An 8,370-nucleotide genomic window follows, 5' to 3' on the forward strand; every position below is an offset into this window, starting at 1 on the left:
GTGGGAGGACATCCAGGCCAAGGCGACCGAGGGCGGCGCCCCGGTGCTGCTCTACGAGGAGCCGGACCTGGTCATCCGCGTGGTCCGGGACCTCTTCAACGAGGACTTCCGCGAGCTGGTCATCGAGGGCGAGTCCGCGTACGACCTGGTCGAGTCGTACCTGTCGCACGTCTCGCCGGACCTGGTGGCGCGGCTGCGCCGGCACGCCGGGGTGGCGGACGTGTTCGCCGAGTACCGGATCGACGAGCAGATCCTCAAGGGGCTGGACCGGAAGGTCTTCCTCCCCTCCGGCGGCTCGCTGGTGATCGACCGCACCGAGGCGATGACCGTCATCGACGTCAACACCGGCAAGTACACCGGCTCCGGCGGCAACCTGGAGGAGACGGTCACCCGCAACAACCTGGAGGCGGCCGAGGAGATCGTGCGTCAGCTGCGGCTGCGCGACCTCGGCGGCATCGTGGTGATCGACTTCATCGACATGGTGCTGGAGTCGAACCGGGAGCTGGTGCTGCGCCGGCTCACCGAGTGCCTGGGCCGGGACCGCACCAAGCACCAGGTCACCGAGATCACCTCGCTCGGCCTGGTGCAGATGACCCGTAAGCGCATCGGCGCGGGCCTGCTGGAGGCGTTCAGCGAGACCTGCGAGTGCTGCAAGGGCCGGGGCGTGATCATTCACACCGAGCCGGTGCCGGAGAAGCCGCGCGGCGGCGCGGGCGAGAAGGTCAAGGCGGTCGCCTCGGCGGTCGCCGCGCCGGCCGAGGAGAAGAGCGGCCGACGCCGGGGCCGCAAGGCCGCCGCGGAGAAGCCGGCCGTGGAGGCCGTACCGGAGCAACCGGCCGCGCAGCCGCAGGCCGCCACCGAGCCGCCCGCTGCGGTCGCGCCGCCGGAGCGGACCGTCGCCGAGGTGGTCGAGACCGACGACGACTACTACGACACCCAGGGCTACGACCTGTCCCGGTTCGAGACGGACACGCCCGCCGCCCCGGCGGTTGCGGACAGCCAGGAGGGCGACTCGGCCCGGCTGGCCGCCGCCGACGACCCGGACGCGATCGGTGACGGCGACAGCGACGACGACAGCGGCGCCCCGCGCCGGCGGACCCGCCGTGGCGGCGCCCGGCGGCGTACCCGGCCGTAGGGCACTGACCTGCGCGAACAGGGCCCCCGATCCACGCCTGGCGTGTGGCGCGGGGGCCCTGTCGTGCCGGTGGGCCGCGCGGAAGAGCCGCCTACCGGCAGCCCGGTTTGGGGAGCGGGCCGGGTATGGCGTAGGCTTGCCTGCGGCGCACTTTGGTGTGCCGAGTTCCCGCGTGCCCGCGCCGCCGGTGTCACGGCTCCCGGCGAGACGCCGTGGGAACGACCGCCGACGGTGTGACAACCGGCAGCGGTGGAACAGACGCCAGCAGCCTCAACGACAGGGAGTCCGCCTCCGATGTACGCGATCGTCAAGACCGGCGGCAAGCAGTACAAGGTCGCCGAGGGCGACGTGATCGAGGTCGAGAAGCTCGCCGGTGCCCCCGGCGACGCGGTGAAGCTCACCGCGGTGCTCCTCGTCGACGGTGACGACCTGGTGACCGACGCGGCGAAGCTCGCCAAGGTCGCGGTGTCCGGCGAGATCGCCGCGCACACCAAGGGCCCGAAGATCCGGATCCACAAGTTCAAGAACAAGACCGGCTACCACAAGCGCCAGGGTCACCGCCAGCCGCTGACCCAGGTCAAGGTGACCGGCATCTCCAGCGGGAAGTAGGTCGTCCTCCAATGGCTCACAAAAAGGGTGCGTCCAGCTCGCGTAACGGCCGTGACTCCGCGGCCCAGCGGCTCGGCGTGAAGCGCTTCGGTGGTCAGGTCGTCAGCGCGGGTGAGATCCTCATCCGTCAGCGTGGCACCAAGTTCCACCCCGGTGACCTGGTCGGCCGTGGCGGCGACGACACGCTGTTCGCGCTGGCCGCCGGCTCGGTTCAGTTCGGCACCAAGCGCGGTCGCAAGACCGTCAGCATCGTGCCGCAGCAGTAGTTTTCTGGCCAAGCGGGCCGCGGACCTCTGGTCCCGGCCCGCTTCGCCTTTTCACGCGCGGGGCGGACCCCGCTGGAAGGATTGGCGTCGTGACGACGTTCGTTGACCGGGTCGTCCTGCACATGCAGGCCGGCGACGGCGGGCACGGCTGTGTCTCGATCCACCGGGAGAAGTTCAAGCCGTTCGGCGGGCCGGACGGCGGCAACGGCGGCCACGGCGGCAGCGTGTCCCTGGTGGTCGACGCGCAGGTCACCACGCTGCTCGACTTCCACTTCCGGCCCCACCTGAAGGCCGAGAACGGCAAGGGCGGGGCCGGCTCGAACCGGGACGGCGCGAACGGCCGCGACCTGGTCATCAAGGTGCCCAACGGCACCGTGGTGCAGAGCCTCGACGGCGAGGTCCTGGCCGACATGGTCGGCGTGGGCACCACGTTCGAGGCGGCCCGGGGCGGCCGGGGCGGACGCGGCAACGCCTCGCTGGCGAACGCCCGCCGCAAGGCGCCCGGCTTCGCCGAGCTGGGTGAGCCCGGCGACCGGCTGGACGTGGTGCTGGAGCTCAAGAGCGTCGCCGACGTGGGCCTGGTCGGCTTCCCGTCGGCCGGCAAGTCGTCGCTGATCTCGGTGATCTCCGCGGCCAAGCCGAAGATCGCCGACTACCCGTTCACCACGCTGGTGCCGAACCTGGGCGTGGTCCGGGTGGACAACCACACCTTCACCGTCGCCGACGTGCCGGGCCTGATCCCGGGCGCGGCCAGCGGCAAGGGCCTGGGCCTGGAGTTCCTCCGCCACGTCGAGCGCTGCGCCGTGCTGGTGCACGTGGTCGACACCGCGACGCTGGAGCCCGGCCGCGACCCGCTCGCCGACATCGACGCCATCGAGTCGGAGCTGTCCCAGTACGGCGGGCTCGCCGACCGGCCCCGGCTGGTCGCGCTCAACAAGGTCGACGTGCCCGACGGCAAGGACCTCGCCGACATCGTCCGCCCCGACCTGGAGGCCCGTGGCCTGCGCGTCTTCGACGTCTCCACCGCCACCCGCGAGGGCCTGCGCGAGCTGACGTACGCGATGGCGGAGCTGGTCGAGCAGGGCCGCCAGGCCGCCCCGCCGGCCGAGCCGACCCGGATCGTGATCCGCCCGAAGGCGGTCGACGACGCCGGCTTCACCATCGAGGCCGAGCCGGACGGCTCGTACACGGTGCGCGGCAGCCGGCCGGAGCGCTGGGTCAAGCAGACCAACTTCGACAACGACGAGGCGGTGGGTTACCTGGCCGACCGGCTGGCCCGCCTCGGCGTCGAGGAGAAGCTCGCCAAGGCCGGCGCGCAGGCCGGTGACCTGGTGCGCATCGGCGAACGGGAGTTCGACTGGCAACCGACGCTCTACGCCGGTGTCGACTTCGTACCCGGTAACCGGGGCACCGACGTGCGGCTGGAGGAGAAGTCGAACCGACCGTCGGCGTCCGACCGGCTGGCGGCCCGCAAGGCCCGCCGGGTCCGCCCGGAGGACGAGATCGAGGCCGCGGCCGCGGCGGAAGCGGACGTCGAGTAGCCGTCTGCGGGACGGTGGCGGGAAACCTGCGCGAAATCCGGCGGATCTAGCGTACGGGCATGTTGATCGAGTCCCGTCCCGCCACCGACCCGGAGATCGCCGCGCTCGTCGTCGCCCAGCAGCGTGAGCTGCGCGACGCGGACGGCGGGCTGGACGGGCAGGTGACGGTCGTGCACACCGACATCCACTACCTGGCCGCCGTGGTGGGCGGCCGGGCGGTCGGCTGCGGTGGGCTCCAGGCGCTCGACGCCGACACCGGTGAGCTGAAGCGGATGTACGTGCGACCGGCGTTCCGGGGGCGGGGCATCGCCCGGCAGTTGCTCGTCGCGCTGGAGGAGCTGGCGTTCCGGGCGGGGCACCGCACGGTGTGCCTGGAGACGGGCACCTACCTGCCGGCCGCGATCTCGCTCTACCGGTCCAGCGGCTACGAGCCGATCCCGGTGTACGGCGAGTACGTGGACAACCCGTACAGCGTCTGCTTCGCCAAGCGGCTGCCGGTGGCGGCCTGATCGGCCGGCCTGACGCTCAGGCGCTGGTCTGGGCGTGCGGCGCGGTGACCGGCTTCGACTCCGGGCTGGCGTGCTGGCGCAGCACGATGCTGAGCAGGATCAGCACGCCGACGGCGAGGAACTCGCTCTGCCAGTTCTGCATCGACTGGAACCAGAAGTCGCTGGTGCCGAGGAACTGCCAGGCGCTGATCGGGGCGGCACCGCTCTCCAGCGCCTGCTCCTGGTTGTAGGCGGCCACGCCGCCGAACAGATGCCCCAGGAACGAGCCGCCGAAGATCATCAGAAGCGCGATGGCGAGGCTGTTCCGGTAGACCACGAGCGGCAGCCCGCCGACCCGTACCGGCCAGGGCGAGTCGGGGCGGGCGTGGTCCCGGTTGTCCTCCGGCCGGTCCGTCTGGTCCTCCGGCTTCGACTCGGCCGAGCCCTTCTGCACCAGGTACGCGGTGAGCAGCACGTAGCCGCCCATCTGGAGGAACTCCGACTCCCAGTTCTCGAACACCGCCTCGGCGAAGTGCCCGGTGCCGAGATAGGCCCACCAGCTCAGCGGCTCGATGCCGTACCGGCTCAGCTCCTCGTTGTGCACCTGCCAGCCGAAGACGCTCTGCAGCAGCAGGAAGACCAGGAACGCGCCGAGCATGGCGACCGAGAGCATGTTGTCGCGCAACCACCGTGGCATCGCCGGACCTCCTCGACCCGCTCGCGCCTGCCCTCCTGCCCGGCATCGGGTCGGGACAAACCCCGCACCGGCGTGTCGCGCCTGGTCAGGGACGGTCGAACGGGGCCTCCACCCGGGTGCCGGTGCCGAGGTTGTTGTTGAGCAGCAGGCCGGCCGCGAGCATGCCGAAACCGAGGAACAGGTGCAGCCAGTTGTCGGCGTCGTTCACCGGCACGAAGTTCGCCGAGGCATCCCGGTCGATGGCGAAGCCGTACAGCCACAGCACCAGGTAGAGCGCGCCGCCGCCGGCCAGGAACACCCGCGCCCCGGCCAGCCGCCGCGCCATGACCAGACCGACCAGGCCGAACAGCAGGTGCACCAGGTTGTGCAGCACCGACACCTGGAATACCCCGAGCAGCTTCGCCTCGGAGTGGTGCCCGGCGAACGTCATCTCGCCGTAGTGCGTGGTGATGCCGGGTACGAAACCGAGTACGCCGATCAGCGCGAAGACGGCTGCCGCCGCGAGGGCGACCTTCTGCACCGTAGGCCGGGCGGGCGCGTGTTCGCGCACGTCACGTGCCATCCCTGTCACCCCCGTGGACTCGCCGCCGCCCGGGCGGGCAGGCATTCCATTCTCTGACCGGAGCGGGTCGCTCCCGCAGAGAAATCACGAATCAGGCATGGACCGGTCGACCGGGGGTAGGGCGATTGTCATGCGGAAACAAATCCGCGTACCCCCCGAGAACACCCGCTGGGAAACACACGAGCGGAAGGGACATCATGACTCAGGATCTTTCCCCGACTTCTGCCACGTACCAGTCGACGAACGGCGGCGGCGTGCGTGACCAGGCCCGCCAGGTGGGCTCCGACGCCGCGAGCGCCGGTGGCGCCGTGGCGCAGACCGCCAAGGAGCAGGGTCGGGAGGTGGTGGGCGAGGCCAAGCGACAGGCCCGCGACCTCTACGGCGAGACCCGCAGCCAGGTCACCGCCCAGGCCGGTCAGCAGCAGCAGCGCGCCGCCAGCGGCCTGCGGTCGCTCGCCGACGAGATGCGCACCATGGCGCAGCAGGGTGGCGGCTCCGGCCCGGTCACCGAGCTGGCACACCAGGCGGCCGAGCGGGTGCACGGCGTGGCCGGCTGGCTGGAGCAGCGCGAGCCGGGCGACCTGCTCAACGAGGTGAAGAACTACGCCCGCCGCAACCCCGGCACGTTCCTCGTCGGCGCCGCGCTGCTCGGCGTGGTCGCCGGGCGGCTCACCCGCAACATCACCGCGCTCGGCGACGACAACAGCGGCGCGCGGCCGGCGTACGACCCGGACCGCACGGCCGTCATCCCGACCGCGCGTGAGGTGCCGGACCAGGTGCCGCCGGGCGGCTACCTCGACCCGACGCCGGGCAGCTACGCCGAGCCGGACCCGGGCTACTCCGCGCCGGGCGCGACCTACCCGACCGGCGGCGCCCCGAACACCTGGGCCGACCCGGCGGGTGGCACCGGTCAGCCGCTGCCGCCGCCGGAGCGCACCGACCCGCTGCCGGGCGTCCCGTCCACCGGCGCTCCCCGCCCGTGACCGGCCGTACCGGCAGAAGGGAGGCGACGGCATGACCGTACCCACGCAGGACCCCGGCTATCAGGCGGCGGGCGCCCCGCCCCACGCCGACGAGGTGCGCGGCAGCTCGCTCGGCGACCTGATGCGCCAGGTCACCACGGACCTGTCCACGCTGATGCGGCAGGAGGTCGAACTGGCGAAGGCGGAGATCCGCCAGGAGGGCAAGAAGGCGGGCAAGGCCGCCGGCCTGTTCGGCGGCGCCGGTTTCGGCGGCTACATGGTGGCGCTCTTTGTCTCGATCGCGATCTGGCAGTTCCTCGACAACGTCATGGACTCCGGGCTGGCCGCGCTGATCGTGGCCGTCGTCTGGGCCGCTGTCGCGGCGGTCCTGTACTCGATGGGCAAGAAGAACGCCGAGCGGATCCGCGGCCTGAAGCAGACGAACGACAGCGTGCAGCGCATCCCCGACGCGCTCAAGCCGCACCCGGAGGGAGTCACCCGATGAGCACCGATCCCGAGCAGATCCGCCGCGAGATCGAAGCCACCCGCAACAACCTCAGCTCGGACGTGGACGCCCTGGCGTACAAGGTCAGCCCGGGCCGCATCGTCGACGACCGCAAGCAGCGCGTGCGCAGCGCGCTGACGAACGTGAAGGACAAGGTGATGGGAACCGCATCGGACCTCGGCCACGGCACCGGCCACGCCGCCCACTCGGTGGGCGACCACGCCTCCTCGATGGCCTCCACGGTGGGCGACAAGGCGCACTCGGCCGCCGCCACGGTGGGCGACGCCGCCCACCGGGCGCCGCAGGTGGTGCGGCGCAAGTCCGAGGGCAACCCGATCGCCGCCGGCGTGATCGCCTTCGGCGTCGGCATGCTGGTCTCCTCGCTGATCCCCGCCACCCGCCGCGAGCAGCAGGTCGCCGCGCAGGTCAAGGAGAAGGCCGCCGAGCACGGCGGCGTGGTCAAGGAGAAGCTGGGCGAGGTCGCCGGTGAGCTGAAGGAGGAGCTGCGCGAGCCCGCGCAGCACGCCGCCGAGTCGGTGAAGGCCACCGCGCAGGACGCCGCGTACGCGGTCAAGGACGACGGCCGCGCCGCCGCGCAGGACGTGCGGCACAGCGCCGAGCAGGCGCGGTCCTCCTGAAGGCCCGCGCTCTCGGTTAGGAAGGGCCCCTTCTTATCGCCTCGCGATAAGAAGGGGCCCTTCCTTTCACCTCAGCGGGCATCGACCCGGTCTGCACCCAGAGCACCAGCTCGTCCGGGCGGTGCCGGGTCGTCCGCCGCCGCAGCGCACGTGTGGAGTTGGCCGCCACCCGCAGCCGGGCGCCCGCGTACGGCACCCCGCCGCGCAGCCGCCGGCCCACCGCGAGCCACGCGCACAGCCCGCGTTCCAGCGCCCAGAGCGGCGCGGCCAGGCTGGTGTGCGCCGGGAACACGGTCGCGCCGCCGGCCCGTCGCCGGCCCAGCTCCGCCACCGCGACAGTCGCCAGCCCGGCCCGCAGCAGCAGCCCGGGCCGGCGGGTGGCGAGCGCAGCCGCCGTCGCGGGCAGCACCGCCAGCGCGGCGAGCAGCCACGCCGGCCGGGCCGTCTCGTCGTACGCCTGGCGGACGCGCTGCCCGAGGAAGTGCGCCGCGGAGGGCGGGAGCCGCCGCACGTACAGCCACGCCGGGGTGGCGGTGCTGCCGCCGTACGCGCGCACGGTCCGGACCAGCTCCAGGTTCTCGAAGAGCACGTCCGGGTCGTAGCCGCCCATCGCCAGGAACGTGCCCCGCCGCACCCCGAGAGTGCCGGGCCAGTCCCCGCCGAACGCGCGGGCGAGCAGCGTCCGGCCGGTGTCCCACCAGGCGTGCCAGGGCAGCGGGTCAAAGTGGTTCTGCGGGCGGACCAGGTCGACCCCGTCCAGCAGCTGGTGCACGGCGCGCAGGGCCGGCAGGTCGTACCGGATGTCGTCGTCGGCGATCACCACGTGCTCGTGCCGGGCCAGCGCGACGCCGGTGAGCACGCCGAGCACCTTGCCGTTTCGTCCGCGCAGCGCAGGGTCCGGCGGCACGTGCCTCACCAGCCCGTCCCAGGCGGCGGCGTGCCGGGCGAACAGCTGCGGCGGCGAGGC

At 72.4% G+C, this 8,370-nt stretch carries 11 protein-coding genes; 8 read left to right on the plus strand and 3 right to left on the minus strand.

Annotation, left to right across the window (positions count from 1 at the left end):
- The 5 genes from KBX39_RS15855 to KBX39_RS15875 all read left to right on the plus strand — a co-directional run.
- The coding region (locus KBX39_RS15855; protein ID WP_210871266.1) for a ribonuclease E/G at positions 1-1,135 on the plus strand (1,135 nt) is incomplete at its 5' end.
- A 294-nt stretch (positions 1,136-1,429) separates the two neighbouring features.
- Positions 1,430-1,744: a 50S ribosomal protein L21 gene (gene rplU / locus KBX39_RS15860; RefSeq protein WP_018787289.1), complete on the plus strand. Its 315-nt coding sequence runs from the start codon at positions 1,430-1,432 to the stop codon at positions 1,742-1,744.
- An 11-nt stretch (positions 1,745-1,755) separates the two neighbouring features.
- A complete protein-coding gene (gene rpmA, locus KBX39_RS15865) occupies positions 1,756-2,010 on the plus strand; it encodes a 50S ribosomal protein L27 (protein ID WP_013288010.1) in 255 nt (84 codons plus the stop codon).
- 89 nt (positions 2,011-2,099) lie between these two features.
- Entirely contained in the window at positions 2,100-3,551 is a 1,452-nt protein-coding gene (gene obgE / locus KBX39_RS15870; protein ID WP_210871268.1) for a GTPase ObgE, read from the plus strand.
- A gap of 59 nt (positions 3,552-3,610) precedes the next feature.
- Positions 3,611-4,060 carry a GNAT family N-acetyltransferase gene (locus tag KBX39_RS15875; protein WP_064448720.1) on the plus strand — a complete coding sequence of 150 codons (450 nt, stop codon included), beginning with the start codon at positions 3,611-3,613 and terminating at the stop codon, positions 4,058-4,060.
- Between the two features lie 16 nt (positions 4,061-4,076).
- Here the strand turns inward: KBX39_RS15875 and KBX39_RS15880 are convergent, their stop codons facing one another.
- Together KBX39_RS15880 and KBX39_RS15885 are read right to left on the minus strand one after the other, a co-directional pair.
- Positions 4,077-4,736, minus strand: coding sequence for a DUF6766 family protein (locus tag KBX39_RS15880; RefSeq protein ID WP_043328972.1), 660 nt, complete (start codon positions 4,734-4,736; stop codon positions 4,077-4,079).
- A gap of 85 nt (positions 4,737-4,821) precedes the next feature.
- Positions 4,822-5,286, minus strand: coding sequence for a DUF4383 domain-containing protein (locus KBX39_RS15885; protein WP_197494991.1), 465 nt, complete (start codon positions 5,284-5,286; stop codon positions 4,822-4,824).
- Between the two features lie 209 nt (positions 5,287-5,495).
- On the opposite strand from KBX39_RS15885, the gene KBX39_RS15890 reads away from it, so the two are divergent.
- Genes KBX39_RS15890 through KBX39_RS15900 form a run of 3 tightly spaced genes read left to right on the plus strand, consistent with a single transcriptional unit; the run spans position 5,496 to position 7,403 of the window.
- On the plus strand, positions 5,496-6,281 hold the full coding sequence (locus KBX39_RS15890) for a hypothetical protein (RefSeq protein ID WP_064448719.1): 786 nt from the start codon (positions 5,496-5,498) through the stop codon (positions 6,279-6,281).
- 31 nt (positions 6,282-6,312) lie between these two features.
- Positions 6,313-6,765, plus strand: a complete 453-nt coding sequence (locus tag KBX39_RS15895) for a phage holin family protein (protein WP_210871270.1) — start codon at positions 6,313-6,315, stop codon at positions 6,763-6,765.
- Positions 6,762-7,403: a DUF3618 domain-containing protein gene (locus KBX39_RS15900; protein ID WP_113972694.1), complete on the plus strand. Its 642-nt coding sequence runs from the start codon at positions 6,762-6,764 to the stop codon at positions 7,401-7,403. Before KBX39_RS15895 ends, KBX39_RS15900 begins: the two co-directional genes overlap by 4 nt.
- A gap of 16 nt (positions 7,404-7,419) precedes the next feature.
- Here KBX39_RS15900 and KBX39_RS15905 read toward each other — a convergent pair.
- A partial coding sequence (locus KBX39_RS15905) for a glycosyltransferase family 2 protein (protein ID WP_210871272.1) occupies positions 7,420-8,370 on the minus strand: 951 nt, incomplete at its 5' end.

Source organism: Micromonospora sp. D75 (assembly GCF_018070405.1).
GTDB classification, from domain to species: Bacteria; Actinomycetota; Actinomycetes; order Mycobacteriales; family Micromonosporaceae; genus Micromonospora; species Micromonospora chalcea.

Bases quoted from the DNA above. Each gene is read 5' to 3' on its own strand.
- rplU (WP_018787289.1), top strand. From the start codon at position 1,430: ATGTACGCGATCGTCAAGACCGGCGGCAAGCAGTACAAGGTCGCCGAG.
- rpmA (WP_013288010.1), top strand. From the start codon at position 1,756: ATGGCTCACAAAAAGGGTGCGTCCAGCTCGCGTAACGGCCGTGACTCC.
- KBX39_RS15875 (WP_064448720.1), top strand. From the start codon at position 3,611: ATGTTGATCGAGTCCCGTCCCGCCACCGACCCGGAGATCGCCGCGCTC.
- KBX39_RS15880 (WP_043328972.1), bottom strand. From the start codon at position 4,736: ATGCCACGGTGGTTGCGCGACAACATGCTCTCGGTCGCCATGCTCGGC.
- KBX39_RS15890 (WP_064448719.1), top strand. From the start codon at position 5,496: ATGACTCAGGATCTTTCCCCGACTTCTGCCACGTACCAGTCGACGAAC.
- KBX39_RS15895 (WP_210871270.1), top strand. From the start codon at position 6,313: ATGACCGTACCCACGCAGGACCCCGGCTATCAGGCGGCGGGCGCCCCG.
- KBX39_RS15900 (WP_113972694.1), top strand. From the start codon at position 6,762: ATGAGCACCGATCCCGAGCAGATCCGCCGCGAGATCGAAGCCACCCGC.